At 65.2% G+C, this 24,467-nt stretch carries 23 protein-coding genes; 10 read left to right on the top strand and 13 right to left on the bottom strand.

Going from position 1 to position 24,467, the window contains the following annotated elements; genetic code table 11:
• Positions 1–194: 194 nt before the first annotated feature.
• Entirely contained in the window at positions 195–2,102 is a 1,908-nt protein-coding gene (locus ABIG06_RS36965; RefSeq protein ID WP_370140513.1) for an acyl-CoA synthetase, read from the top strand.
• A 98-nt stretch (positions 2,103–2,200) separates the two neighbouring features.
• Here the strand turns inward: ABIG06_RS36965 and ABIG06_RS36960 are convergent, their stop codons facing one another.
• Positions 2,201–3,373: a M20 aminoacylase family protein gene (locus tag ABIG06_RS36960; protein ID WP_370140512.1), complete on the bottom strand. Its 1,173-nt coding sequence runs from the start codon at positions 3,371–3,373 to the stop codon at positions 2,201–2,203.
• Positions 3,374–3,500: 127 nt separating this feature from the next.
• The gene (purB, locus tag ABIG06_RS36955; RefSeq protein ID WP_370140511.1) at positions 3,501–4,808 is read right to left on the bottom strand and encodes an adenylosuccinate lyase; all 1,308 of its coding nucleotides are present in this window, start codon (positions 4,806–4,808) and stop codon (positions 3,501–3,503) included.
• A gap of 578 nt (positions 4,809–5,386) precedes the next feature.
• Here purB and ABIG06_RS36950 point away from each other — a divergent pair.
• Positions 5,387–5,974 (top strand): TetR family transcriptional regulator, encoded by a 588-nt coding sequence (locus ABIG06_RS36950; protein ID WP_370140510.1) that lies wholly within the window; start codon positions 5,387–5,389, stop codon positions 5,972–5,974.
• A gap of 34 nt (positions 5,975–6,008) precedes the next feature.
• Here ABIG06_RS36950 and ABIG06_RS36945 read toward each other — a convergent pair whose 3' ends face one another.
• From ABIG06_RS36945 to ABIG06_RS36935, 3 genes are all read right to left on the bottom strand, one after another.
• Positions 6,009–6,311 carry a hypothetical protein gene (locus ABIG06_RS36945; protein ID WP_370140509.1) on the bottom strand — a complete coding sequence of 101 codons (303 nt, stop codon included), beginning with the start codon at positions 6,309–6,311 and terminating at the stop codon, positions 6,009–6,011.
• 112 nt (positions 6,312–6,423) lie between these two features.
• Positions 6,424–7,077: a response regulator gene (locus tag ABIG06_RS36940; protein ID WP_370140508.1), complete on the bottom strand. Its 654-nt coding sequence runs from the start codon at positions 7,075–7,077 to the stop codon at positions 6,424–6,426.
• A 7-nt stretch (positions 7,078–7,084) separates the two neighbouring features.
• On the bottom strand, positions 7,085–8,452 hold the full coding sequence (locus tag ABIG06_RS36935) for a sensor histidine kinase (protein WP_370140507.1): 1,368 nt from the start codon (positions 8,450–8,452) through the stop codon (positions 7,085–7,087).
• Positions 8,453–8,652: 200 nt separating this feature from the next.
• Here ABIG06_RS36935 and ABIG06_RS36930 point away from each other — a divergent pair, with 200 nt between their 5' ends.
• The 6 genes from ABIG06_RS36930 (at position 8,653) to ABIG06_RS36905 (ending at position 13,421) form a co-directional block, all read left to right on the top strand.
• Complete coding sequence (locus ABIG06_RS36930; RefSeq protein WP_124162329.1) at positions 8,653–9,423, top strand: MotA/TolQ/ExbB proton channel family protein; 771 nt, start codon at positions 8,653–8,655, stop codon at positions 9,421–9,423.
• Positions 9,420–10,091 carry a hypothetical protein gene (locus ABIG06_RS36925; RefSeq protein WP_124162328.1) on the top strand — a complete coding sequence of 224 codons (672 nt, stop codon included), beginning with the start codon at positions 9,420–9,422 and terminating at the stop codon, positions 10,089–10,091. The genes ABIG06_RS36930 and ABIG06_RS36925 overlap by 4 nt, the downstream gene beginning before the upstream one ends.
• Positions 10,084–10,689: a hypothetical protein gene (locus ABIG06_RS36920; protein ID WP_124162327.1), complete on the top strand. Its 606-nt coding sequence runs from the start codon at positions 10,084–10,086 to the stop codon at positions 10,687–10,689. Before ABIG06_RS36925 ends, ABIG06_RS36920 begins: the two co-directional genes overlap by 8 nt.
• Positions 10,690–10,807: 118 nt before the next feature.
• Positions 10,808–11,548, top strand: coding sequence for a metallophosphoesterase family protein (locus tag ABIG06_RS36915; RefSeq protein ID WP_124162326.1), 741 nt, complete (start codon positions 10,808–10,810; stop codon positions 11,546–11,548).
• A gap of 5 nt (positions 11,549–11,553) precedes the next feature.
• Positions 11,554–12,993, top strand: coding sequence for a serine/threonine protein kinase (locus ABIG06_RS36910; protein WP_370140506.1), 1,440 nt, complete (start codon positions 11,554–11,556; stop codon positions 12,991–12,993).
• 260 nt (positions 12,994–13,253) lie between these two features.
• On the top strand, positions 13,254–13,421 hold the full coding sequence (locus ABIG06_RS36905) for a hypothetical protein (RefSeq protein ID WP_370140505.1): 168 nt from the start codon (positions 13,254–13,256) through the stop codon (positions 13,419–13,421).
• Between the two features lie 295 nt (positions 13,422–13,716).
• Here ABIG06_RS36905 and rpe read toward each other — a convergent pair whose 3' ends face one another.
• On the bottom strand, positions 13,717–14,418 hold the full coding sequence (gene rpe, locus ABIG06_RS36900; RefSeq protein ID WP_370140504.1) for a ribulose-phosphate 3-epimerase: 702 nt from the start codon (positions 14,416–14,418) through the stop codon (positions 13,717–13,719).
• A gap of 249 nt (positions 14,419–14,667) precedes the next feature.
• On the opposite strand from rpe, the gene ABIG06_RS36895 reads away from it, so the two are divergent.
• Positions 14,668–15,450 (top strand): EF-hand domain-containing protein, encoded by a 783-nt coding sequence (locus tag ABIG06_RS36895; RefSeq protein ID WP_124162322.1) that lies wholly within the window; start codon positions 14,668–14,670, stop codon positions 15,448–15,450.
• A gap of 13 nt (positions 15,451–15,463) precedes the next feature.
• Here ABIG06_RS36895 and ABIG06_RS36890 read toward each other — a convergent pair whose 3' ends face one another.
• The 3 genes from ABIG06_RS36890 to ABIG06_RS36880 are packed head-to-tail and all read right to left on the bottom strand — an operon-like array spanning position 15,464 to position 19,611.
• Positions 15,464–15,676: a KTSC domain-containing protein gene (locus ABIG06_RS36890; RefSeq protein WP_124162321.1), complete on the bottom strand. Its 213-nt coding sequence runs from the start codon at positions 15,674–15,676 to the stop codon at positions 15,464–15,466.
• Positions 15,677–15,731: 55 nt separating this feature from the next.
• On the bottom strand, positions 15,732–16,727 hold the full coding sequence (locus tag ABIG06_RS36885) for a P1 family peptidase (protein WP_370140503.1): 996 nt from the start codon (positions 16,725–16,727) through the stop codon (positions 15,732–15,734).
• Between the two features lie 58 nt (positions 16,728–16,785).
• Positions 16,786–19,611 carry a PAS domain S-box protein gene (locus tag ABIG06_RS36880; protein ID WP_370140502.1) on the bottom strand — a complete coding sequence of 942 codons (2,826 nt, stop codon included), beginning with the start codon at positions 19,609–19,611 and terminating at the stop codon, positions 16,786–16,788.
• Positions 19,612–19,840: 229 nt separating this feature from the next.
• On the opposite strand from ABIG06_RS36880, the gene ABIG06_RS36875 reads away from it, so the two are divergent.
• Positions 19,841–20,227, top strand: coding sequence for a response regulator (locus tag ABIG06_RS36875; protein WP_370140501.1), 387 nt, complete (start codon positions 19,841–19,843; stop codon positions 20,225–20,227).
• Between the two features lie 82 nt (positions 20,228–20,309).
• Here ABIG06_RS36875 and ABIG06_RS36870 read toward each other — a convergent pair whose 3' ends face one another.
• The 4 genes from ABIG06_RS36870 to livM all read right to left on the bottom strand — a co-directional run bounded on the left by ABIG06_RS36870 (position 20,310) and on the right by livM (position 24,467).
• On the bottom strand, positions 20,310–21,428 hold the full coding sequence (locus ABIG06_RS36870) for a branched-chain amino acid ABC transporter substrate-binding protein (protein WP_124162317.1): 1,119 nt from the start codon (positions 21,426–21,428) through the stop codon (positions 20,310–20,312).
• A 158-nt stretch (positions 21,429–21,586) separates the two neighbouring features.
• Positions 21,587–22,321, bottom strand: a complete 735-nt coding sequence (locus ABIG06_RS36865; RefSeq protein ID WP_124162316.1) for an ABC transporter ATP-binding protein — start codon at positions 22,319–22,321, stop codon at positions 21,587–21,589.
• Positions 22,318–23,151 carry an ABC transporter ATP-binding protein gene (locus tag ABIG06_RS36860; protein WP_424578559.1) on the bottom strand — a complete coding sequence of 278 codons (834 nt, stop codon included), beginning with the start codon at positions 23,149–23,151 and terminating at the stop codon, positions 22,318–22,320. The genes ABIG06_RS36865 and ABIG06_RS36860 overlap by 4 nt, the downstream gene beginning before the upstream one ends.
• Positions 23,148–24,467, bottom strand: a complete 1,320-nt coding sequence (gene livM, locus ABIG06_RS36855) for a high-affinity branched-chain amino acid ABC transporter permease LivM (RefSeq protein ID WP_124162314.1) — start codon at positions 24,465–24,467, stop codon at positions 23,148–23,150. Before livM ends, ABIG06_RS36860 begins: the two co-directional genes overlap by 4 nt.

Genomic DNA, 24,467 nt, shown 5'->3' with positions numbered 1-24,467 from the left:
ACGAATTCAGTGTCAGTTCTTGGTCCCCCGACCGGCCGCAGAGGTTCAAGCGCCACAGCCGGTAGGCAATGGACGAACGCTCAATCATCCATCATTCTGCCCGCGCTCGGCCGGCGCTCGGTCGGGGCCTCGCCGAACCAAGATGTCACAAGATACGGGGGCGGGGACATGCATCTGAGGGAGGACGAAATTTCATGGCGGGCATCCACGCGCTCGATCGGTACATCGGCAACGACTATCCGGATCTTTTGACGGACGATGAGGTCCGGGTATTCGAGCAGGTCCCCTACGCCGACCGCGTCGCGGCCGAGAGCACCTATGACGCCATCAGGCTAGGTGCGGTACGCAACCCCGACGGGGCCGCGATCCAGTTCCTGCAAAATGCCGATTCCGCCGACACGCCGCTGGTCGTCACCTATCGCGATTTCATCGCGCGCGTCACGCAGGCCGCCAATATGTTTCACGCACTCGGCGCCGAGAAGGGCGACGTCATCAGCTTCATGTTGCCGCTGGTGCCGGATGCCTTCGTCACGCTGTTCGGCGCCGAGGCCGCCGGCATCGCCAACCCCGTCAATCCGCTGCTCGAGCCGCACCAGATCGCCGAGATCCTGGAGGCCGCGAACACCAAGATCCTGGTGGCGCTTGGGCCGATGCCGGGCACCGACATCTGGCAGAAGGTCGAGCAGATCCGCCCGCAGCTCAAGCACCTGAAGGCAGTCGTGCAGGTATTCGGCGGCGGCGATCCGGCGAAAGCCATCTTTGCCTTCAGCGACCTGATCAAGCAGCAGCCGTCGGACCGGCTCGTCAGCGGACGCAAGATTTCGAGTGCTGATATCGCCGCTTATTTCCACACCGGCGGCACCACGGGTACGCCGAAGCTGGTGCGGCACACGCATGCCAACCAAGTCTATCAGGCCTGGGCCCTCAATCTGTTGCTGAAGGCTAAGCCCGGCGCAAACCTGCTATTTGGCATGCCGCTGTTCCACGTTGGGGGCTCGCTGACGCAGGTGCTGACGACGCTGTCGAGCGGCGGCTCGCTGGTCGTGCTGTCGCCGAGCGGCTGGCGCAATCCGAATGCAGTGAAGAACATCTGGCGGCTGGTCGAGCGTTTCAAGCCCGACGCGCTGTCGAGTGTGCCGACGGTGCTCGCCGCGACCCTCGCGGTGCCGCCGGGCAATGCGGATATCTCGAGCCTGAAATATGCGGCAGGTGGCGGCTCGGCGATTCCGGTCGCGGTCGGCTCCGCGATCCAGGACAAGCTCAAGCTGCCGGTGGTCGAGGTCTACGGCATGACCGAGACCTCGAGCGTGCACACGCTGGCCTATCCGTCGCGGCCGATCCGGCTCGGCTCGGTCGGCCTTCCCATGCCTTATGCGCGTGTGCGCATCGTGCAGCTCGATTCCGAGGGACGCCTGATCCGTGACTGCGCGACCGACGAGATCGGCGTCGTCATCATGGCCGGGCCCGGCGTGTTCGGCGGCTATCTCAATGACGAGCACAACAGAGGCGCCTTCGTCGACGAGGTCTGGGTCAACTCCGGCGATCTTGGCCGGCTCGATGTCGACGGCTATCTCTGGATCACCGGCCGCGCCAAGGATCTCGTGATCCGCGGCGGCCACAACATCGATCCGGCGCCGATCGAGGAGATCATGTTCCGTCACCCCGCCGTCGGCTTCGCCGCGGTGGTCGGCCAGCCCGATGCCTATGCCGGCGAGTTGCCGGTGGGATATGTGCAGTTGAAGCCGGGCGCAAAGGTCGAGCCGGGCGAGCTGGAAGCGTGGGTGCGGGAGCGCACGCCGGAGCGCGCGGCCGTCCCGGTGCAGGTCATTCCGATCGATCCGATGCCGGTGACCGGTGTCGGAAAGGTGTTCAAGCCGCAGCTGCGCTGGGACGCCGCGCAGCGCGTGTTCACCAAGGTGCTGACGCCGCTGGTCGAGCGCGGCATCGATTGCAAGGTGAAGGTCGGTCCGCACGGCAGCCACGGCTCGATCGCGACCGTGACGCTCGCCGGCGTTGCGGAGGGGCAGCGCGAGGCCGTCGCGAACGAGGTGCACAAGCTGCTTGCACCGTTCGTGATGCGTCACGAGGTGGTGCAGGCGTAGGTACTTGCGTTGAACTGTCGCCCGGATGAGCGAAGCGATATTGGGGGCTTCCCAGGTGTCGCTTCGCTCACCCGGCTACAAGCGCAGCGATTGCGGTCTTAACCCGCCGGCATCCGCGTCTCGACCAGGCGCGCCCAGAACGAGGCGCCGTGGCCTAGGATGTTGTCGTTGAAGACATAGGCCGGGTGGTGGCACTCGTTGCCGTCGCCCATGCCGACAAGCACCATTGCGCCGGGACGCGCTTCAAGCATGAAGGAGAAGTCCTCGGCACCCATCATCGGAACGAATTTGTCGTTGACGCGATCGGCGCCGACGATGTCGCGCGCGACGTCGGCGGCAAGGCCGGCCTCGCGGGCATGGTTCATCGTCACCGGATACATCCGCGTGTATTTCGTTTCTGCCGAGCCGCCATAGGCACGGGCGATGCTGTCGGCGACTTCGCCGATACGGCGTTCGACGAGATCGCGCACTTCGGGATCGAGCGTACGCACGGTGCCGGCGAGCTCGGCGACCTCCGGGATGATGTTGAAGGCGGTGCCGGAATGGAATTGCGTGATCGAGATGACCGCGGACTTCAACGGATCGACGTTGCGGGCCACGATCGATTGCAGCGCGTTCACGATCTGCGAGCCGATCAGCACGCTGTCGACCGATTTGTGCGGACCGGCGCCGGCGTGGCCACCCTTGCCGCGAACAATGATCTGGATGTTGTCGGAGGAGGCGAGCATCGGCCCGGGCGTGGTGGCGAAATGGCCCTCGGGCAGGTTCGGCATGTTGTGCATGCCGTAGACCTCCTGGATGTTCCAGCGCGTCATCAGCCCGTCCTCGACCATCGCCTTGCCGCCGCCACCGCCTTCCTCGGCGGGCTGGAAGATCATCACGGCGGTGCCGTCGAAATTACGCGTCTCGGCGAGATATTTGGCCGCGCCGAGCAGCATCGCTGTGTGGCCGTCATGGCCGCAGGCGTGCATCTTGCCGGGGACCTTGGAGGCATAAGGCACGCCCGACGTCTCCATGATCGGCAGCGCGTCCATGTCGGCGCGCAGGCCGATGGTCTTGCCGGAGGCCGACTTGCGGCCGCGGATCACGCCGACCACGCCGGTGCGGCCGATGCCCGTTACCACCTCATCGCAGCCGAATTCGCGCAAGCGGTCCGCGACGATGCCGGCGGTGCGGTGGACCTCGTAGAGCAACTCGGGGTTCTCGTGGAAGTCATGGCGCCAGGCGGCCATTTCGTCGGAGAGGGCGGCAACGCGGTTCACGATGGGCATGAGGGATCCGTTTCTTCTGGGTTCTGTCGTCGTTCCGGGGCGATGCGCAGCATCGAACCCGGAATCTGGAGATTGTAGCGCGAGATTCCGGGTTATTGCTTCGCCTGTGCCCCGGAATGACGAAATATCAGCTCTCCCCGAACACGCGCTTGAAGATCGTGTCGACGTGCTTGAGGTGATAGCCGAGGTCGAACTGCTCCTCGATCTCGGCGTCGGTGAGATATGTCTTCACCTCGGTGTCCTTCTTGAGGAGCTGGAGGAAGTCGCCTTCGCCGCGCCAGACCGGCATGGCGTTGCGCTGCACGAGCTTGTAGGCGTCCTCGCGGCTCGCGCCCTTCTGCGTCAGCGCCAGCAGCACGCGCTGCGAATGTACGAGGCCGCCCAGGCGATCGAGGTTCTTCTGCATGTTGGCGGGGTACACCAGCAGCTTGTCGATCAGCCCGGCGAGGCGCACCAGCGCGAAGTCGAGCGTCACCGTGGCGTCGGGGCCCATCATGCGCTCGGCGGAAGAGTGCGAGATGTCGCGCTCGTGCCAGAGCACGACGTTTTCCAGCGCCGGCGTCACGTAGGCGCGCACCATGCGGGAGAGGCCCGTGAGGTTTTCGGACAGCACCGGGTTACGCTTGTGCGGCATCGCGGAGGAGCCCTTCTGCCCTTCGGAGAAGAACTCTTCGGCCTCCAGCACCTCGGTGCGCTGCATGTGGCGGATTTCCACGGCGATGCGCTCGATCGAGGAAGCGATCACGCCGAGCGTCGAGAAATACATGGCGTGGCGGTCGCGCGGGATCACCTGCGTCGAGATCGGCTCCGGCACGAGGCCCATGGCCTTGGCGACATGCTCTTCGACCCGCGGATCGATCTGCGCGAAGGTGCCGACCGCGCCGGAGATGGCGCAGGTCGCGACTTCTTTCCGCGCCGCGATCAGACGTTCCTTGGCGCGGGTGAATTCGGCATAGGCATAAGCGAGCTTGAGGCCGAAGGTGACGGGCTCGGCGTGGATGCCGTGGCTGCGGCCGATCGTCGGCGTCATCTTGTGCTCGAAGGCGCGCTTCTTGAGCGCTGCCAGCACCTTGTCGAGGTCGGCGAGCAAGAGGTCGGCGGCGCGGGTGAGCTGGACGTTAAGGCAGGTATCGAGCACGTCGGAGGAGGTCATGCCCTGGTGCACGAAGCGCGCCTCGGGACCGACGATCTCGGCGAGGTGGGTGAGGAAGGCGATGACGTCGTGCTTGGTCTCGCGCTCGATCTCGTCGATGCGGGCGACGTCGAAGATGGCGTCCCTGGCCTTGGCCCAGACCGTTTTGGCGGCCTCCTTGGGGATGGTTCCGAGCTCGGCGAGCGCGTCCGCCGCATGCGCCTCGATCTCGAACCAGATCTTGAACCGGGTCTGCGGCTCCCAGATCGAGGCCATTTCCGGGCGGGTGTAGCGGGGGATCATCTGATGGCTCCAACAAGGTAGGCGGGCGGCCCGAGGGGGCTGTGCCGGCCAAAATGCTTTTTACGCCGTGATTTAGCAGAGCGGGGAGGGCTAAACAAACGGCGGAGGCAAGGTAGCGGGGGATGATCGGACCGAGCAGGCCGCCAGCACCCAGGCTCGGCCGGCAGCGGTCTCCGACAGGGGGCTGCCGGCCCCAGAAATCAGCGGTCAAACACGGATCATCGACTGACAGATATTGAAATCTGTCAGCGAGCCGTGTATATCCGTTACCGGACGCTCCGATTGGGCGTCCCGCGACAGCCCCGGGGAGCCCGCCATCCGAAACAAGCTCGGATCGGAGGGCGGATCGAAGAACGGGGAGCGCGGACGAATGGAGACTTACGACAATGACGACCGAAATCCTCAACTTCACCGGTGTGATTGGGCATTGGCTCAATTTGCTGGTGGCGCGCCAGATCGCGGCGCAGGCTGCAAAACTGCCTCATTAAGGCATAGGCTTTCCGAACGGCCGGCAAGGGCGCTTCGGAAGCAGCCCTACTGCCGGGAAACTGAGCCCCAAACGGGAACATGGTGCTGGCATGAATGAAGCCGTTGTCTTGACGCCGGAGCGGATCCTCGAAGTCACCGAGGATGTGCTCAGGCGCTACGGACCTGCCAAGGCCACCGTGGTCGACGTTGCCCGCGCGCTCGATGTCAGCCACGGCAGCGTCTATCGCCATTTTCCCAGCAAGGCCTCGCTGCGCGAGGCCGTTGCCAAACGCTGGCTGGACCGCATCGACGCTCCCTTGCTGGCGATCGCGAATGAGCAGGGGCCGGCACCCGACAGGCTGGACCGCTGGCTGCGCACGCTGTTCGCAGCCAAGCGTTCGCGCGTGCTCGACGACCCTGAAATGTTCGAGACTTACCTGACGCTGGCGCGCGAGGCCTGCGCGGCCGTCAAATGTCACAAGGACACCATGATCGACCAGATCGCGGCGATCCTGACCGATGGCGTAAAGCGAGGCGAATTCGCCGTGGGCGACGTCAAGGCAACCGCGCGAGCGATCTTCGATGCGACCGTCCGCTTCCACCATCCGGCCCATGCCGACGAGTGGAAGGACGCTGATCTCTCCGCACGCGTCGATGCGACGCTCGCTCTGCTGCTGCGCGGGCTGAAGGCGGCCTGAGGCAGCAGGACCCATTCATCCCGGGTGCTGCCGATCAGCCTCGCGTCTTCTGGAGAGCGGCGCCATAGCGAAGCGAGGGCGAGGAAGCCGGGTGTTTTCGCGTGTGCAGAGCAGGATCGGATGGCACGACCGGCGGACTATCCGGGTAGGCATTGACCGCGATTTCGACGGCGTCCTTTGACCGCTTTCGAAGGCGGTAGAACGTCAGCTCCTGGTCGAACATGGGGCAGCGAAAGTGGACGACGGCCGTGTCCGGCAGGCGGCAAAGTTCGTCGATGAGCTCGCCTACGGTGATAATCGGGGGATGGTCGACTGCTTTGTGATGACCCTTACTCATGACCCTTTGCTCCTTCTCTGTCGTACTAACCGGAGCCGGATCGGCTCCGTTCCAATTTCGTTCAGCAGATTGAGAAGCTTCGAGGGACTAGGGCAGTGCGGCAGCTTTGCTGTTAGATCCTCGTCAGCCCACAGGTCGCGGCCAGCCGCACGAGCTGCGCATCCGTACGCGCGCCGGTCTTGGTCTTGATCAGATAGTGATAGTTCTGCACCGTCTTGACGCTGAGATTGAGATGCGTTGCGATCTGCTCGGTGGTGGCGCCACCGGCGAATTGGCGCAGAATCTCGATCTCGCGCTCGCCCAGCTGGTCCAGCGCCGAACCCGTCGACGACAGGCTGTCCTCGGCCAGAATATGCGCGATGTCGTCGCTCATGGCGCGCTCGCCGCGGGCGACGCTGCGAATCGCGGTCACGACGGCAGAGGGCTCGCTGCTCTTGGTGACGAAGCCGCTGGCGCCCGCGCCAAAGGCGGCCTTCACCAGCACGGCTTCGTTGTGCATGGTGAAGACGAGGATCCGCGCCCGTGGGCTGCGCGCGCGGATATTGCGGATGGCCTCCAGCCCGCTCGCGCCGGGCATCGAGATATCGAGCACGACGACGTCGGGGGCATGCGCCTTGAACGCGCCGTAGGCGTCCGCGGCGTTGTCGGCTTCCGCCACGACATGCAGATCGCCCTGGCTTTCCAGCACGCGCCGATAGCCTTGCCGCACGATCGGGTGGTCGTCGACCAGCAGCACGGAGATGCCTGTTGCTGCAACCTCGCTCATCCCGGCCTCACGCAGCGAGCGGGATGGTGGCGGCAACGCTGAGGCCGCCGCGGGCAGGCAGGATCGACAGCGATCCGCCGGCTGCCGTGACCCGCTCGCGGATGCCGGTCAGGCCGTACCCGGCCGACCGCGCGACACGGGCCGCGTCGCCGCCGCCGTCGTCCTCGACGCGGATCAGCAGCGCATCGTCCTCACCGGCACGGCGTTCGACGCGCAAGCTGATCTCGCGCGCGACGCCGTGACGCAGCGCGTTGGTCAGGCATTCCTGTGCCACGCGATAGGCCGTGGTGGCGGCCGGACCGCTGATGTCGGTGAGGTCACCCCTGAGATCGAGCTGAATCGTCGGCCGCGCCGCGCTCTGCGAGCGCCAGCTGTCGACGAGATTGACGAGGCTTGCCTCGAGCCCGAGCTCGTCGGGCAGCGGATTGCGCAGACGCTTCAAGGCATCGCGCAGCGAGGCCATCAGGTGATGGGTGGCCTGCGAGATCATGCGCGCATCCTGAGCGATTCCCGTGCTGTCGTCCTTCGTGCTCGCAGTTTCGATTGTGTTGGCGAAGGCGAGAATAGCGGAGAGATTCTGCCCGAACTCGTCGTGCAGCTCGCGGGCGAGGGCGCGGCGCTCGTCGTCGCGGATTTCGATCAGGCGCCGCGTCAGGGCGGCGCGCTGCTCGGTAGCTTCCTCCAGCCGGTCGCCGAGCTCGCCGACGGCGCTGCCGATCATCGCCAGCTCCATCGAGCGGAAGCGCGGCAGTTTCGTGCGATATTGACCGCGTGCCATGCGCTGCAGGGCGGTGACGATCGCGCGCGCCGGCGCCAGCGCATGTGCGATCGCGAGCGACGCCAACAGCCCGATTGCCGCCGCCATCAGCAGCGCGACATCGATCACGTTGAGGATGTACTCCCACGCCAGCGAGACGGCCGCCGCGCCGTCCGGCGTCGCGACCACCGTGCCGGCAGAAGCGGCGCGGGGACTGACGGGCCGGATGACCTCGGCGTGGCTGCCGAGGAAGGTGGGCACGATGGCGGCGAACCAGCGCGGCGGCGTCGCGCCCAGCCCCTCGCTTTGGCCGCAGAGCGGCTTCTCGAAAGCCGCGGCCGGCTGGAACTCGACGCAGACGCCAGGCGAGATCAGCTTCATCGTCTCCAGCGTGCGCCAGTCTGGAACCGGCAGCAGATGCTCGCGGGCTCTGCTGCTGCGCAACAAAAGCTCGCGCCAATACAGCGCCCGTAGCGCCTGCGCGACCCGCTGCGCCGAGGCAGCAGTCGCGCGGTCGACGCTGCGATGGGCCTCGAACGTGGCCCACAAGGTCGCGGCTCCGAGGCAGAGCACGACGATGAGCAGCAAACGGGCGACAAGCTGAAGCACGAGGCGCATGCGATCACCCCCGACGTTTGGTAAGGTCAGCCTAACAACGCCGACGCGCCTTGCCAATTGCGGTGGTTGGGGTGGATTGCAGCTTGGGCAAATTTCCCAAGCCGGATTGGGCATGGGTCTTTGGACCTGAAACGGCGGCTCTGATCTAATCGGTCGGGACGCGTTGCAAGCCAGTGCTTGCGAGCCAGGAGCGGTGCAGCATGAGTTCGATCACGATTGGACCGATCGCGGGGACCTCGACCGATCCCTCCGAGCGCAGCGCGCTGCTGTTCTGGATGATCTTCACCGGGCTCTCGATCTTCGCCGTCGTGCTGCTGTGGCGCTTCGGCCTGATCCACCTGATGCTGACCTCGGACCGGACCTACATTTCCAGCGTGATCGCGCTGCTTTATGTCCTCACCTGCGGCCACTGCTTCCTGCGCACGCGGGCGATTGCGCGTGAAGGCGCAGCGGCGCGGCGCTGCCGGGCGGTGCTGGCGGCGCCGGACGGCAGCAAGGTGCTGGATGCGAGTGCGGCCGTGCTGCCGCGCGGACTGGTCCGCGACCACATCCAGAGCCTGGTGACGAAAGCTGCGGCGCAGGACTACCGGCCGGTCGACCAGACGCTGCTATTGCGAAACCTCGCTGATCGCTTGCGGGGCTCCAACGGCTTCGGTGCTTTCGTCTCCGATACGCTGATGAAGCTCGGCCTGCTCGGCACCATTATCGGCTTCATCATCATGCTGGCGCCGATCGCGGGGCTGGATGCCGCCGACAAGGTCGCGATGCGTTCCTCGATGGGCTTGATGAGCGACGGCATGGCTGTCGCGATGTACACGACGCTGGCCGGCCTCGTCGGCTCGATCCTGGTCCGGATCCAGTATTACATGCTGGATACCGCGACCCAGCGGGTGTTCTCGGATGCGGTGGTGCTGACGGAGACCTACGTGACGCCGGTGCTGGAGCGCAAAGGTTCCGGTGCGCCGTCATGATGGATGATTTCGGTCTCTATCCGCGCGAGGAGCCGTTCGATCCGCTGGGCGTGATGCTGTTCAAGGCGCTCCAGGTGATCGCGTTCCTGTTCTTCCTGGCGCTGCTCGCGGTCTCGCCGGACGCCAAGGAAGGCAAGATCGATTCCAAGGCGGAGTTCATCATCACGATGGACTGGCCGGACAATCATCCTGACGATCTCGACCTCTTCGTGCAGGATCCCGCCGGCAACATCGCCTGGTATCGCCACCGCGAGGCCGGTTTCCTCACGCTCGACCGCGACGACCGCGGCGGGGCCAATGATTTCATCATCGTCAACGGCAAGAAGATCGCTTCGCCGATCCGCGAGGAGATCGTCACGGTGCGCGGCATCGTCGCCGGCGAATACACCGTCAACGTTTCGCATTTCCAGGCAACGACCGGCGAGCCTGTTACGGCGAGCGTGAAGGTGCAGAAGCTCAACCCGACCGCGCAGGTGATCTTCGACAACAAGCTCGTGCTCGGCCATACCGGCGACGAGAAGACCGCGGTGCGTTTCCGGCTCGATTCCGAGGGCAAGGTCATCAATGTCGACCAGCGGCCGAAATCCCTGCTGGAGACGTTCCGCAACGTGCGCGCCAACGGCGCCGACATCGATCCGAAGACCGGTGTGAGGATGCGCCGTGAGTAATCTGCAAACCGTCATCCTGACGCTGTCGGTCGCCTACGCGGTCATCGGCGCTCTGCTGCTGGTCGTGCTGGTCTATGCGCGGTTGCACTGGTCATTGAAGGCGGTCGCCGTGGTCGTGACCAGCACCTTCTATGTCGTGAGCTTTACCGAGATGCGCGGGCTGCTCGGCTGGGCCAGCTCCGAACGGATGCCCTCCGCCTTCAAGCTGCTCCAGGCCCGCATTGTCGAGCCGCACTCACTGGAAGGCGATCCCGGCTCGATCTATCTGTGGGTCGAGGCGCTGGATGAGGACAATCGTCCGAGCGGCATCCCCCGGGCCTTCCGGGTGCCGTACGACGACAGGCTGGCCGACAAGACCCATGCCGCGCAGAACGAGATCGCAGCCGGTCACCCTCAAGGCGGGCGGGCCGCGGATTTCGGCGGCGGCGACGGCAGCCTGATCGACATGGTCCGGGAATATGTGACGCCCAAGACCATTTTGGAGACAAGCGGCGGCGATTCCTCGACCGGCGAGTTCAATGCGCCGCCGGCCGGCGCGCAAGGCGCGGTGTTCACCCCGATTCCGCCGCCCCGGATGCCGCCCAAGGACGAACGATAGGCCCTTCATCATCACCGCAGGCCAGCGCTGGTAAACGGCGCAGCGCTGGCGCATCTTCTTGATCTCCCTCAATTTGGCCTTATCGGCTTTCAATATGAGTTCGAGGGGTGGAGGGTGCGTGCTCCTAGCTGTCTTCTCGGATATTCACGGCAACCGGCAGGCGTTCGAGGCCTGCCTGAAAATCGCCCGTGCGAAAGGCGCGGAGCAGTTCGTCCTGCTCGGCGATTTCGTTGGTTACGGCGCCGATCCGGAATGGGTGGTGGATAGCGCAATGGAGCTCGTGGCCCAGGGGGCTGTTGCCGTGCGCGGCAACCACGACCAGGCGGTCAACTCCTCGGCGGAGACCATGAACGCCGAAGCGCAAATCGCGATCGAATGGACCCGCGGCCGGCTCGACATCGCGCAGCGGCGGTTCCTGGCTGAGTTACCGATGCTGGTGGAGGACAGCGATCGCCTGTTCGTGCACTCGGAGGCCTCTCATCCCCAGCGCTGGCACTATGTCCGCTCGACGGTGGACGCCGCCAAGAGCCTGATCGCGACGCCCGCCCATGTCACGTTCTGCGGCCACATCCATCGCCCCGCGCTCTATTCGATGTCGGTGACGGCGAAGATGACGAGCTTCGTGCCGAAGACCGACGTTCCCGTGCAGCTCCTGCGCGGGCGGCAATGGCTCGCCGTGCTTGGCTCGGTCGGCCAGCCCCGCGATGGCGATCCGTCCGCATCCTTCGCGCTGTTCGACACGGTCTCATGCCAGATCACCTATTGCCGCGCCCCTTACGACATCGCGACCGCGGCAAGCAGGATCCGCGACAACGGACTGCCGCCCTGGCTGGCCGACAGGCTGTCGCAAGGGCGCTGACTGCGATGCCGAAACCCCTTGTCAAGTCGGGCGCGGAGATCGACGGTTACACCATCGGTGAATGCGTGCATGCCGGCGGTATGGCAACGCTGTGGACCGTCACCCATCCCGGCATCGATGTGCCCTTGCTGATGAAGATCCCGCGGGTGTCGGAGGGCGAGGACCCCGCCGCGATCGTCTCCTTCGAGATGGAGATGATGATCCTGCCGCGGCTTGCAGGTCCGCACGTGCCGGCCTGCTTCGGCACCGGGGATTTCGCGCATCAGGCCTATGTCGTGATCGAGCGCATCCCTGGCGCTACGCTCTACAAGCGGCTCCCCGACCTGCCGCTGCCCTATGACGAGGCGCGGCAGCTCGTCGCAAAGATCGCGCTCGCGCTCGCCGATCTGCATCGGCAGAGCGTGATCCATCACGACATCAAGCCGAGCAGCATCATGTTTCGTGATTCAGGCGAGGCGGTTCTGATCGACTACGGCCTGTCGCACCACAACCATCTGCCTGATCTGTTGCAGGAAGAGTTCCGCCTGCCTTACGGCACTGCGCCCTATATGGCGCCCGAGCGGCTCCTGGGCGTTCGCGACGATCCGCGCAGCGACCTGTTCTCGCTCGGCGTGCTGCTCTATTTCTTCACGACCGGCGAGCGGCCGTTCGGCGAGGGCGAGACGCTGCGTGCCATGCGGCGCCGGCTCTGGCGCGACCCGCATCCGCCGCGCAAGATCCGGGCGGATTATCCGCCCTGGCTTCAGGAGGTGGTGTTGCGGTGTCTCGAGATCGAGCCGGTGTGGCGCTACCCGACGGCGTCTCAGCTCGCCTTCGATCTCGCCCATCCGGACCAGGTCAAGCTCACCGCGCGCTCGGAGCGGGTGAAACGTGATCCTCTCAGCGTCGCGTGGCGGCGCCGCTTTAACCTGGGCGTCTTGGCGCCGCGCGCGAAATCGGACGTCGCCGCCCAAATCGCATCGAGTCCGATCCTCGCTGTCGCGCTGGACACGGTGGAAGGTGCACCGGAGCTGAACGAGGCGCTGCGCGTGACGACCGAACGCATCCTCGCCACCTTGCCGTCGGCGCGGCTTGCCTGCCTCAACGTGCTCAAGCTGAACCGGATCTCGATCGACCGTACCCTCGACGAGCAGGGCTCCAACAAGCATATCGACCGCCTGGTCGCGCTCAGGCATTGGGCGACGCCGCTCAAGCTGGATGAGAGCCGGCTGTCGGCTCATGTGCTGGAGGCGGTCGATCCCGCCGCCGCGATCCTGGAATTCGCCGAGGCCAACCAGGTCGATCACGTCATTGTCGGCGCACGGCAGAGTTCGTTCAGGCGCACGCTGCTCGGCAGCGTCTCGGCCAAGGTAGCCGCGGAAGCGACCTGCACCGTCACCGTGGTGCGGCCGCCGCGACTGGCTGGCAATGTCGGCGGCTCAGATGCCGGCGACATTGCGGGATAGCCCGCCTGGCGTCTTGCGGGTTCGAGTCAGGCCGCGTGGGCGGAGCGCTTGCGGCGGATGGGCCAGCAGAATTGCGGGCCGGGCTCGCCGTGATCCGCGCCGCCGCCAAAATACTGGATGATCTCGCGGCAAGGTTCGCAACTGAACAGGTTACGCGACGCGGACGCCCTGGTCATTTCCTTGAGGCAGGTCGGGCAATGCGGTTTCATTGGGTCGGTCCGGAAAAGGAAATCTCAGTGTTGGCGCTGCGAGGAGAACGAATGGTCGAGGTCGGCGTCGGGCCCGGCATCGTCGTCCAGCATTCTGTCGGCGCGCTCGAGGCGGCCGAAGAAGTCCTCGAGGCCTGGATGCGGGCGACGCGGAATCCGGCATCTGCGTTTCGGCTGGCGCTTCACCAGTGCGATCTGCATGGCGCTCAGCCCGGGTGACGATGACGTGAAATGATGCGGGCAGAAGTCACGGCCTTCACCGGCTGTGCCGCGCAGCGTCTGCGAGTCGCCATCGCCGCGTTGAGTCCGAACCACAACGCTACGCCAGTCCAAATCAGGGTCGTCGTCATGATGTGCTCCCGTCAAAAGCAGACAGGAGTCACTTGCGGTGATTTGCGCGAATCAGTGAAGTCCGGACGAGTACGGATCAGGATTGCAATCCAGGCGGTGCGCGCTGCAGCACCCGGAGACGCCACGGGATTGCTCCTCGTCAGCCTGCGCCGCTTGATCCAGCTCAAATCGCTTCGCCGCGGGCCCCCAGCGCCGCGTTGCGGATCGCGGCGATGTTGGTCTTGTAGGCGTCCTGCGTGCCGCCCTTGAACACGGAGGTGCCGGCGACGAAGGCGTTGGCGCCAGCCGCCGCGAGCGCGCCGGCAACATCGGGGCCGACGCCGCCGTCGACCTCGATATCGATCGGCCGGCCGGCCGTCATCGCGCGGATGTCACGGATCTTGCCGATCGCGGAGGGGATGAAGGCCTGGCCGCCGAAGCCGGGATTGACCGACATCACCAGCACGAGGTCGACGAGGTCGAGGACGTATTCGAGCGCGCTGATCGGCGTTGCCGGATTGAGCGAGACGCCGGCCTTCTTGCCGAGCGCGCGGATCGCCTGGAGCGAGCGGTGCAGGTGGGGACCTGCCTCCGCATGCACGGTGATGTGGTCGCAGCCGGCTTTCGCAAAGGCCTCGAGATAGGGATCGCAGGGCGAGATCATCAGATGCGCGTCGAAGATCTTATTCGTGTGCGGGCGCATCGCCTTGATGACATCAGGGCCGTAGGAGATGTTCGGAACGAAGTGCCCGTCCATCACGTCGAGATGGATCCAGTCGGCGCCGGCGGCATCCACCGCGCGCACCTCCTCGCCGAGCCTGGAGAAGTCCGAGGCCAGCATCGAGGGCGCAATGGCCAGGGGGCGGGGTGCGAAGGCTTGGGTCATGGCGCGTTTTCCGTGGCGGCCGTGAAGGATGGCCTCGCCTAACATGGGCCTCCGTGGCGGGCAATGCAGGGGAGCCGTGCTTCCTGTGGGCGGAAATTTCTGCCGCGACCGGCACGAATTGCCGGTGTTCCCCGACGGCGGCAAGCGCGGCGGAGGCGGATTTCATTGAGCTTTTCACGCTGGCACGACGCTTGCTGACGTCAGTCCTGAATGTTGGCCGCGGCATGCCGCACCGGTTGGAGTTGTGCAATGTTGTTCGCCCTTGGTGCGGTATCGAGTGCGCTCGGCGCGATCCAGTCGCTGACGAACTCGAAATCGTCGTCATCGACGCAGAAGACGGGATCGACGCAAGGCACGACCAACCCGTTCGCGATCGACAGCGGCAGCAGCACGACCAGCGGCGCGGCCTCGTCGGTCAACTCGGGCAGATATCCGCAGATCTCGCCGGAGACGATGAACGCGCTGTTCGCGGCGCAGGGCCAGTCGACGGACAGGAGCGGCGCGACCAGCTCATCCTCGACTGGGGCGGCGTCTTCGGCATCGAAGAGTCCCGAGGATGCGCTGAAGGACCTGTTCTCGCAGATCGATGGGGACGGTGACGGCAAGATCACCAAGTCCGAGTTCGAGGATGCCCTCGGCGCGGGCGGCACCAATCTGGCCAAGGCCGATGAGGTGTTCTCGAAGATGGACGCGAATGCGGATGGCGACATCAATCTCGGAGAGATGACGAAGGCGCTGCGGGGCGGCCACGGCCATCAGGCGCAGGGTGCCGGCAGTTCGGGCGGTGGTTCGGACTCCTCGTCGCAATCCGGCGGCTCGACGTCGACCACGACGACCAATGCCGATGGCTCGACCACCACCACCGTCACCTATGCCGACGGCTTCAAGATGTCGACCACCGTGCCTGGCGCCTCCAGCAGTTCGAATGCCAACGGCGGCGGCAGTTCGCCTTATGACTGGTTCGGGCAGATGATGCAGCGTCAGGCGCAGGCTTCGGCGGGGTCGGCTTCATCAATGTCAATGAGCGTGTAAGCGCGCTCCAAGGCTACCCTGCATATTCGTGCGTGATGTCACGATAGACATAACGGTCGCGGATCTCGCGATTGAAGAACGCCCCTTTTGAGCGCGCTTGACTGAATGCAGCGGCGGCCTCGGGCGGAACGTCCTCATAGAGGTAGATCCTCCCGCTGACGAAAGTCACCTTCAGCTCGCGCGTGCCCGGTGCATATCGAAAGAAGCGGATCACGGACGACGGCATGGCGGAACACCTCGGTCCGCCGAGACAACGCCGTGTCCGCCGTTTCGTTTCTCGCCTAGCCGAACTTGTCCTTCCACGCCGGCAGCGCACCGGGGAACGGCAGCGCGGTCGCGCTGTACACGCCGCTCGCGATCGCGCGTGCGACCACGTTGGCGGCGACCATGCCGAGCTCGGTGAGCTCGACCAGCGGCTCGATCGGCTTCTCGCACGTGGCTGCGGCGAACAGCACGTCGCCGTCGAGCGGAGCGTGCACCGGATAAACCGCGCGGGCGAATCCGGTCTGCGCGATCATCGCGAGCCGCTTGGCCTGCGCCTTGCTGAGAACAGCGTCGGTGACGACGAGGCCGATCGTGGTGTTCTCGCGCTCGCTCGCGGCCGGCCCGCCTTTGATGCGCATCGCCAGCATGTCGGGCGTGAACGCAGGCGGCAGGCCACGTCCGCCGAACTCGCCGTTTTCCTCGAACGGCGCCGCCCAGAACCACGGGCCGTTGCCGACCGTCACGCTGCCGACCGCGTTCACCACCATGATCGCGGCGACCTTGACGCCGTTCGCCGTGACGGCCGATGCCGAGCCGATACCGCCCTTGAAAGTGGCGGTGGTCGCACCCAGGCCCGCACCGACGCTGCCGAGCGCGAAGTCGGTGTCGGCGGAAGCGGCGGCGGCATAGCCGAGATCGCGATAGGGCGAGAAGCGGCCCCAGGCCTTGTCGCCGCCGTTGAGCAGGTCGAACACGATCGCGCCCGGAACGAGCGGGACCACGGCCTCCCGGACCCTGAAGCCGCGGCCCTGTTCGGCGAGCCAGGCCTGCACGCCGCCGCCGGCATCGAGGCCAAAGGCGGAGCCGCCGGAGAGCGCGATCGCGTCGACCCGCTCGACCGTGTTGGCGACCTCGAGCAGCGAGACCTCGCGCGTGCCGGGTCCGCCGCCCCGGACGTCGATCGCCGCGACGGCGGGCTGGTCGAAAATGATGGCGGTCGTGCCGGAGGCCACTTTGATATTCTCGGCATGGCCGACCCGGACGCCGGCGATATCGGTCAGAAGGTTTTTCAAGATGGTCTCGTTGTTGAGAGCATTTCGCGATCCGCGATAGCGCAGCGATGCCGCAGGCTCAACTGGCGAGCGCGGTCCTGAGCATTTTGGCGAGCTCGGATTTGCGGTAGGGCTTGGCGAGCAGCAGCACGCCGGAATCGAGCCGGCCATGATGGACGATGGCATTTTCAGTGTAGCCCGAGGTGAACAGCGTCTTCAGGTCGGGGCGGCGACGGGCCGCCTCGTCAGCAAGCTGGCGGCCGTTCATGTTGCCGGGCATGATGATGTCGGTGAAGAGCAGGTCGATGGTCTCGTCGCTGTCGATGATATTGAGGGCCTCGGCGCCGTTGGCAGCCTCGAGCGCGGTATAGCCGAGGCTCTTGACCTGCGTCACGACATACTGCCGCACCAGTGCATCGTCCTCGACGATCAGGATCTTCTCGTCGCCGCCGGCGATGGGCGCGTTCTGGAGCGCTTCGAACTCGGTCTCCTGCATCCCGGTCGAGCGCGGCAGGTAGATCTTCACGCTCGTGCCGTGACCTTCTTCGCTGTAGATCTTGATGTGGCCGCCCGACTGCTTGACGAAGCCGAACACCATGCTGAGGCCAAGGCCAGTGCCCTTGCCGACCTCCTTGGTGGTGAAGAAGGGATCGAACACCCGGTCGATCAGCTCGGCGGGAATTCCGCTGCCGGTGTCGCTGACCGCGATCATCACGTAATTGCCGGCAACGACGTCGGGGTTCATGCTGGCATAGCCGTCGTCGAGGAAGACGTTGCGGGTCTCCAGCACCAGGGTGCCGCCGTCGGGCATGGCGTCGCGAGCGTTCAACGCGAGATTGAGGATCGCGGTGGACAGCTGGCCCGGGTCGACCAGCGTCGGCCAGGCATCCTCGGTGAGTTGCGGCATGATGGTGATCTGCTCGCCGAGCGTCGGATGCAGCAGCTTGGCGGCTTCGAGCGCCAGCGCGTTCACGTCGATCTCGCGCGGCTGGAGCGGCTGCTTGCGGGCGAAGGCGAGCAGATGCTTGGTCAGCTGCGCTCCGCGCTCGGCGGCGTCGTCGATCAGCCTGGTGATGGCGGCAAGCTCGGGCCGGTCGGCGACCGCATCGCTGAGAATGCCGATCGTACCCGTGATGACGGTCAGCACGTTGTTGAAATCGTGGGCGACGCCGCCGGTCAATTGCCCGATCGAGTCCATCTTCTGGATCTGCCGGAGCTGGGCTTCGGCAGCCTGCTTGTCGGTGAGATCGCGGCCGATGAAGTAGTGGCGCTTCACCGGCTCGGACCAGGTGCCCATCCAGTTCAGCGCGACCTCGTGACCGTCGTAATGGTAGTAGCGCGCCTCGAAGCTGCGCTTGACCGCACCGCGACGCGCTGCGCGCATCTCGTTCCGCGTCTTCTCGAGATCGTCGGGATGGATGAACTCGGTCGCGCTGTGCCCGACCATATCCTCGGGGTCGTAGCCGAGAATGTTCTTCACGCTCGGGCTGACCTGGACGAAATTGCCATAGCCGTCGGTGACCAGGATCAGGTCCTGCGAGGTCTCGAAGATGCGCTGGCGTTCTTCGGTCTCCCGGCGCAGCTTCTCTCTCGCCTGCTTCTCTTCGGTAATGTCGTGAGCGATCTTGGAGGCGCCGATGATTTCTCCCTCATCGGTCCGCAGCGGTGTAACGTTGAGGACGACGTCGAGCGGGCTTCCGTCTTTTCGGATCCGGATCGTCTCGTGCTGGGCAATCGACTCGTTGCTGGCGATCCGGTTGAGGATGCTCCTGACCTCGCCTTTGAGATCCGGCGGGACGATGATGTCGATCGGCTTGCCGATGGCCTCGGCAGCGGAATAGCCGAAAAGATGTTCGGCGGCCTTGTTCCAGCCGGTGATGATGCCATCGAGCGATTTCGTTATGATGGCATCGTTGGACGATTCGACGACCGCGCCGTACAGCGCGAGGCGCTTGCCGTAATAGTCGCGTTCCGAGGCCGATTGCTGGCGCAGCCTGCCGACGAGGCCCACCGTATGCGCCTGGAGGCGGACGTTCTCGATGAGAAGCACTGCGAGCACGAAGGTGGCCGCCGCGAGACCGTAGAGCCGGCCGGCATAGAAGCCGAGATCGAAGCGCGCGACGTTGACGATCGCCGACAACGCGATGTCGAACAGCCAGGCGCACATGACCACCATGAGCCAGACGTCGATCACCGTGTGCGGCTTGCGGAACCAGAGCGAGATCAGCGCGGCAAAGCTCAGCGACCACACGAAGGACACGCCTCCGATCATGGTTGTCGTGTACCGACCGTCGCGCAGCAGGACCGGCAGCAGATCGTGCTGCGCGGTCACGATCCAGGCGAAGACGGCCATCGCGGCGGTGACGCCGAGCACGCTGGCATAAATCGCCCGGCTTGCCGTGCCGCGGATCCGGGGACCACCGTCATTTTCTTTCAGCCAGGCATAAGCCATCACGCACAGCGGAAAGCCGGCGTGCCAGATCATGTAGAGCCAGACCGTGGTCTGCCGGCCCGCGCCAAAGAGTCCGGTGGGTGCGAACAGTCCGGGGAAGGTGAGGGCATGAACCAGCGCCGCCGCGGCGGTGAAGAGATAGCCGGTCGCGAGCCACAGCAGCGCGCGGGTCCGCAAGATCGCAAATTGCGACAGCAGCAGCACGGCCGTGACGATGTCGCTCACGGCGAGCGCAGATTGATAACTCGCGACGAAGGCCGGCACCGGCAGAAGCGGGGTACCCGCGAAGGGCACGGCCGCTGCAAACAGGAGGGAGGACACGCCGACGATCGTCAATGCTGCGTTACGGTCTGCCGAAGTGGCCGGCAGGGTCGAAAGAAACGTGCTTCGGTCGACCATCGCAGGCACATCCACCTGTCGCGGGTCGGACTTGAACGGGTCGGGTTTGAGCATCTCCGCTGGTCTCATTCGGCCGGCAGTCCGTTCATGGTAGCGGTTTTGGGTGCGGATCGTGAACAGGACCGGCCACGACTCAACCGAAGGTTACAGCTTTCTTAACCGCGGTGGGAACACGGAACAGGGATTGGGTAAGATGCCCTTTACCGGGCGATGCCACAATGCACCTCCGCTGTGGCGGGTTCCAGGGCCGAACCTGGTGATTCGGATATCGGGAGTTGTTCCCATGCCCCGCGTTCTCATCATCGACGACCAGAAGGACGTCCGTGCGATGGTCGCGATCGTGCTTCGCGTCAATCGTTTCGAGGTCGTGGAGGCCGAAAGCGGGGCGGCTGGGCTGAAGGCCTTCGCGGAGAGCCCCTGTGACGCGGCGATCGTCGACATCTTTCTCGGCGACACCAGCGGGGCCGACGTCATCGCGACCCTGCGCGAGCGCGCACCGGCGCTGCCAATCATTGCGGTATCCGGCATGACGGCGCTCGACTTCGTGGACCAATCGCCTCATCTCGCCAACGTGGTCTGCCTGCAAAAGCCGTTTCGGCCGAACGATCTGCTGCAGGCCTTGCGGAAGGCCCAGGCCGCCGTCGGCGGCAAGCTGGCCGCAGCCGTCTGATGCTGCCTCAAGAAGAAACGCCCCGGGCCAGGCCGGGGCGCGATGATGAGTGGATGGCGGCCCAAAGGCCCGGCAAGCGCGCTCAGGTGCCGTTGCCGCTGATCTCGGCGTAGCCGCCCTTGGCGTCCCATTTGTAGACGACGTAGTCGATCTGCTTGATGTCGCCCTTGGAGTCATATTCGACCGGGCCGATCACGGTGTCCCACTTGCCGGCCTTCATCGCCGCCATGACCTTCTTGGCGTCGGTGGTGCCGGCCTTCTTGGCCGCCTGCGACCACACCTGCATCGCCGCGTAGGTGTAGAGGGTGTAGCCCTCGGGGTCGATGTTCTTGGCCTTGAATGCCTCGACGATCTTCTTCGCGGTCGGCTTGTTGCGCGGGTCGGGGCCGAAGGTGAACAGCGTGCCTTCGCCGGCAGGGCCGGTGATGGAGGCGTACTCCTTGTCGGCGAGCGCGTCGCCGGCCATCAGTACGGTCTTGAGGCCCTGGTCCCGCATCTGGCGCAGGATCAAACCGCTCTCCTGATGATAGCCGCCGACATAGACGAGGTCGATGTTGTCGCGCTTCAGGCGAGAGACGATCGCGTTGAAGTCCTTGTCGCCCTTGTTGTACGACTCGTACATCTTCTCGGTGATGCCGGCCTTGTTCAGTGCCTTCTTGGTCTCGTCGGCAAGTCCCTTACCGTAGGTGGTCTTGTCGTTGAGAATCGCGATGTTCTTGCCCTTGTAGTTCTTGGCAATGTACTGCGCGGCGATCAGGCCCTGCTGATCGTCACGGCCGCAGACGCGCGCCACGTTCCAGAGCTTGCGCTCGGTGAACAGCGGGTTGGTCGAGGCCGGCGTGATCTGGAGCACGTTGCCGTCGGCATAGGCTTCCGAAGCCGGGATCGACGACGACGAGCAATAGTGCCCGGCCACGAACGGGATTTTCGCGCCGGCGATCTTCTCGGCGATCGAGCGCGCCTGTTTCGGGTCGCAGGCGTCGTCTTCGACGGAGAGCGCGAGCTTCTTGCCGTTGACGCCGCCGGCGGCATTGATATCGGCCACGGCCATCTCGGCGCCGTTCTTCATCTGCCGGCCGAAGGCGGACTCGCCGCCGGTCATCGGGCCTGCGACTGCGACGGTGACATCCTGCGCGAAAGCCGCGCTCGACAGCGCGATCGATGCGCCGAATGCCAGACCGATGAGCTTCAGTGATTTCATGAGATACCTCGCGGGTGGTCGCCTGTGGACGTTGCCGGGAATGCCCGGTTCAAACCGGCGCCATTCTCGAATGAATTCGAGGAGAAGTCACCGGCAAAATACGGGCATTTGCGGAGATATCTCGCCACATTCGGCCGCACTTGTCGGTCCTGGTTGGGTCAGCCGTGGCGTCCGCCTTCCAGATAGGCGGCGCGAATCTCCGGGCGCTGCAGCAATTCGGTGCCGGTCCCGGCCAAGGTGATCAGGCCATTGACCATGACGTAACCGCGATGGGCGAGCTTGAGCGCATGGTTGGCGTTCTGCTCGACGATCAGGACAGTCAGGCCGTCCTGCCGGTTCAGGGTGCGGATCGCATCGAAAATCTGGCGTGCGATCAGCGGTGCGAGGCCAAGCGAGGGCTCGTCGAGCAGGAGCAGGCGGGGACGGCTCATCAGCGCGCGACCGATGGCCAGCATCTGCTGCTCGCCGCCGGACAGGGTTCCACCGCGCTGGGCATAGCGTTCCTTCAGCCGCGGAAACAGCGTGAACACGCGTTGCAGCGTCGCATCGCGTTCGGCGTCGGTGCATTCGGTGGAGTCCGCCCCCATCTGAAGATTTTCCGCCACGCTCATGCGCGGGAAGATGCGGCGGCCTTCCGGCGATTGCGCGATGCGCAGATGCGCGATCTCGTGGGTGGGCACGTCGGTGATGTCGCGGCCTTCATAGAGGATCTGGCCGGCGCGGGCGCGCGGCTTGCCGAAGATCGTCATCATCAGCGTCGACTTGCCGGCGCCGTTGGCGCCGATCAGCGCCACGATCTCGCCGGCATTGATCTCGACGTCGACGCCCTTCAGCGCCTCGATCTTGCCGTAGGCGGCGCGAAGTCCGCGGATCGCGAGCAACGGCGAGGTCACGTCCCGCTCTCCATCACGGCCACCGCCTCGTCCTCATCCGCGCCGAGATAGGCGGCGATCACCTTGGGATCGTCGCGCACCGCTCGCGGCGTGCCTTCGGCGATCTTTACGCCATGATCCATCACCACGATGTGGTCGGAGATCTCCATCACCACCGACATGTCGTGCTCGATCAGCAGAATCGAGGTGCCGAGCTCGTCCCGTATCGAGAGCAAAAGCTCGCTCAGCGCCGCGCTCTCGCGCGCATTGAGGCCGGCGGCGGGCTCGTCCAGGCACAACAGGGCAGGCTCGGTGCACATGGCCCGGGCGATTTCCAGCCGGCGCTGGTCGCCATAAGCGAAATTGCCGGCTGCGTCGTCGGCGCGGTCGAGCAGATTGACTCGCCTCAGCCAGTCGGTGGCGAGCTCGATCGCGCGCTGCTCGGCCTTGTGGTAGGCGGGGGCGCCGACAAGGCCGAGGAAGGTGAAGCCGGAGGCGCGCATCAGAGCGTTGTGCTGCGCCACCATCAGGTTTTCCAGCGCCGTCATGCCGGGAAACAGACGGATGTTCTGGAACGTGCGCGCCACCCTGGCCTGCTTGGCGATGCGGAAATCGTTCAGTCGCTCCAGCGCGATCACCTTGCCGTCGTCATGGCTCAGGCGAATGGCCCCGCCGGTCGGCTTGTAGAACCCGGTAATGCAGTTGAAGACCGTGGTCTTACCGGCGCCGTTCGGCCCGATCAGCGCGGTGATCTTCTTCCGCTCGGCGGCGAAAGACAGGTCCTGCACGGCGACGATGCCGCCGAAGCGCATGGTGAGCCGCTCGACGCTGAGAATCCTGTCGCTGCTCATCCGTGCCCTTCCTTGACGAGGTCGGAGGAGATCGCTTTGGCCTTGGTCAGATACACCGTGGGTGCGCGGTGGCCAACCAGTCCGCGCGGCCGCCAGATCATGATCAGCACCATCGCCATGCCGAACACCAGCATGCGGTAGGTTTCCAGGCCGCGGAACAGCTCGAAGCCGCCGATCATGGCGAGCGCGGCGAGCGCCACGCCGAGCTGGGAGCCCATGCCGCCGAGCACGACGATGGCAAGCACCAGCGCCGATTCCTGGAAGGTGAAGGATTCCGGGCTGATGAAGCCTTGGCGGGTGGCGAAGAACGCACCGGCGAAGCCGCCGAACATGGCGCCGGTCGCGAAGGCCGTGAGCTTGGTAGTCGTGGTGTTGATGCCGAGCGCGCGGCAAGCGACCTCGTCCTCGCGCAGGGCTTCCCAGGCGCGACCGATCGGCAGACGGCGCAGGCGGATCGTCACCCAATTGGTGAGCAGCGCAAGCGCCAGGATCAGGTAGAACAGGAAAATGATGCGGTGGGTCGCCGAATATTCGATGCCGAGCTTGGCGGCGAGCCCGTCATCGCTGTTGTCGAGCGGGATGCCGAAGAAGGAGGGACGTGGAATGCCGGAGACGCCGTTCGGGCCACCCGTCAGATCCTGCCAGTTGATGATAACGAGCCGGATGATCTCGCCGAACGCGAGCGTCACGATGGCGAGATAGTCGCCCCGCAGGCGCAGCACGGGAAAGCCCAGCAGCACGCCCCAGAACGCGGCGAGAATGCCGGCGAGCGGCAGGCAGATCCAGAACGACCAGCCGAAATTGGTGGCGAGCAGTCCGTAGGAATAGGCGCCGACCGCATAGAACGCGACGTAGCCGAGATCGAGCAGGCCGGCGAGCCCGACCACGACGTTCAATCCCCACCCCAGCATCACGTAAGTGAGCACGAGGATCGCGAGATCGAGGATGTAGCGCTGGTTATAGAAGATGACGGGCACCAGCACCGTGAAAATCAGCAGCGCCGGCGCGACGTAGCGGCCGAGCAGGGACATGCCGCTCTGCACGGCCGGCGGCACCAGCTTGTCGGCGCCGGTCGTACCGATCCATTGCCGCAGCAGCTCGATCACGATCGAGCCGCCGAACACCGCGGCGACGAGGGAGGCCAACTCGCCGAACCTAGTCCAATAGGTGAGCTGACCGTCGGGGCCTGCCTCGGTCCGGACGCCGACCATCAGCGAGAACAGCACCAGCGCGATGAGGGCGTTGATGAAGGCGGTCTTGAGGATGGCGGAGATGCCAGTTGCAGGTTTGGCCGTGTTGGTCGAGGGAGCTGTCAC

It is taken from the genome of Bradyrhizobium sp. USDA 326 (genome assembly GCF_049739485.1).
Lineage (GTDB): Bacteria > Pseudomonadota > Alphaproteobacteria > Rhizobiales > Xanthobacteraceae > Bradyrhizobium.
Note: the sequence above shows the minus strand (reverse complement) of the source record. Positions and strands in the feature narration are given on the sequence as shown.

What these genes read in the sequence shown, in the direction of transcription:
- ABIG06_RS36965 (WP_370140513.1), top strand. Translation starts at nt 195, where the DNA reads ATGGCGGGCATCCACGCGCTCGATCGGTACATCGGCAACGACTATCCG.
- ABIG06_RS36960 (WP_370140512.1), bottom strand. Translation starts at nt 3,373, where the DNA reads ATGCCCATCGTGAACCGCGTTGCCGCCCTCTCCGACGAAATGGCCGCC.
- purB (WP_370140511.1), bottom strand. Translation starts at nt 4,808, where the DNA reads ATGATCCCCCGCTACACCCGCCCGGAAATGGCCTCGATCTGGGAGCCG.
- ABIG06_RS36950 (WP_370140510.1), top strand. Translation starts at nt 5,387, where the DNA reads ATGAATGAAGCCGTTGTCTTGACGCCGGAGCGGATCCTCGAAGTCACC.
- ABIG06_RS36945 (WP_370140509.1), bottom strand. Translation starts at nt 6,311, where the DNA reads ATGAGTAAGGGTCATCACAAAGCAGTCGACCATCCCCCGATTATCACC.
- ABIG06_RS36940 (WP_370140508.1), bottom strand. Translation starts at nt 7,077, where the DNA reads ATGAGCGAGGTTGCAGCAACAGGCATCTCCGTGCTGCTGGTCGACGAC.
- ABIG06_RS36935 (WP_370140507.1), bottom strand. Translation starts at nt 8,452, where the DNA reads ATGCGCCTCGTGCTTCAGCTTGTCGCCCGTTTGCTGCTCATCGTCGTG.
- ABIG06_RS36930 (WP_124162329.1), top strand. Translation starts at nt 8,653, where the DNA reads ATGAGTTCGATCACGATTGGACCGATCGCGGGGACCTCGACCGATCCC.
- ABIG06_RS36925 (WP_124162328.1), top strand. Translation starts at nt 9,420, where the DNA reads ATGATGGATGATTTCGGTCTCTATCCGCGCGAGGAGCCGTTCGATCCG.
- ABIG06_RS36910 (WP_370140506.1), top strand. Translation starts at nt 11,554, where the DNA reads ATGCCGAAACCCCTTGTCAAGTCGGGCGCGGAGATCGACGGTTACACC.
- ABIG06_RS36905 (WP_370140505.1), top strand. Translation starts at nt 13,254, where the DNA reads ATGGTCGAGGTCGGCGTCGGGCCCGGCATCGTCGTCCAGCATTCTGTC.
- rpe (WP_370140504.1), bottom strand. Translation starts at nt 14,418, where the DNA reads ATGACCCAAGCCTTCGCACCCCGCCCCCTGGCCATTGCGCCCTCGATG.
- ABIG06_RS36895 (WP_124162322.1), top strand. Translation starts at nt 14,668, where the DNA reads ATGTTGTTCGCCCTTGGTGCGGTATCGAGTGCGCTCGGCGCGATCCAG.
- ABIG06_RS36890 (WP_124162321.1), bottom strand. Translation starts at nt 15,676, where the DNA reads ATGCCGTCGTCCGTGATCCGCTTCTTTCGATATGCACCGGGCACGCGC.
- ABIG06_RS36880 (WP_370140502.1), bottom strand. Translation starts at nt 19,611, where the DNA reads ATGCTCAAACCCGACCCGTTCAAGTCCGACCCGCGACAGGTGGATGTG.
- ABIG06_RS36875 (WP_370140501.1), top strand. Translation starts at nt 19,841, where the DNA reads ATGCCCCGCGTTCTCATCATCGACGACCAGAAGGACGTCCGTGCGATG.
- ABIG06_RS36870 (WP_124162317.1), bottom strand. Translation starts at nt 21,428, where the DNA reads ATGAAATCACTGAAGCTCATCGGTCTGGCATTCGGCGCATCGATCGCG.
- ABIG06_RS36860 (WP_424578559.1), bottom strand. Translation starts at nt 23,151, where the DNA reads ATGAGCAGCGACAGGATTCTCAGCGTCGAGCGGCTCACCATGCGCTTC.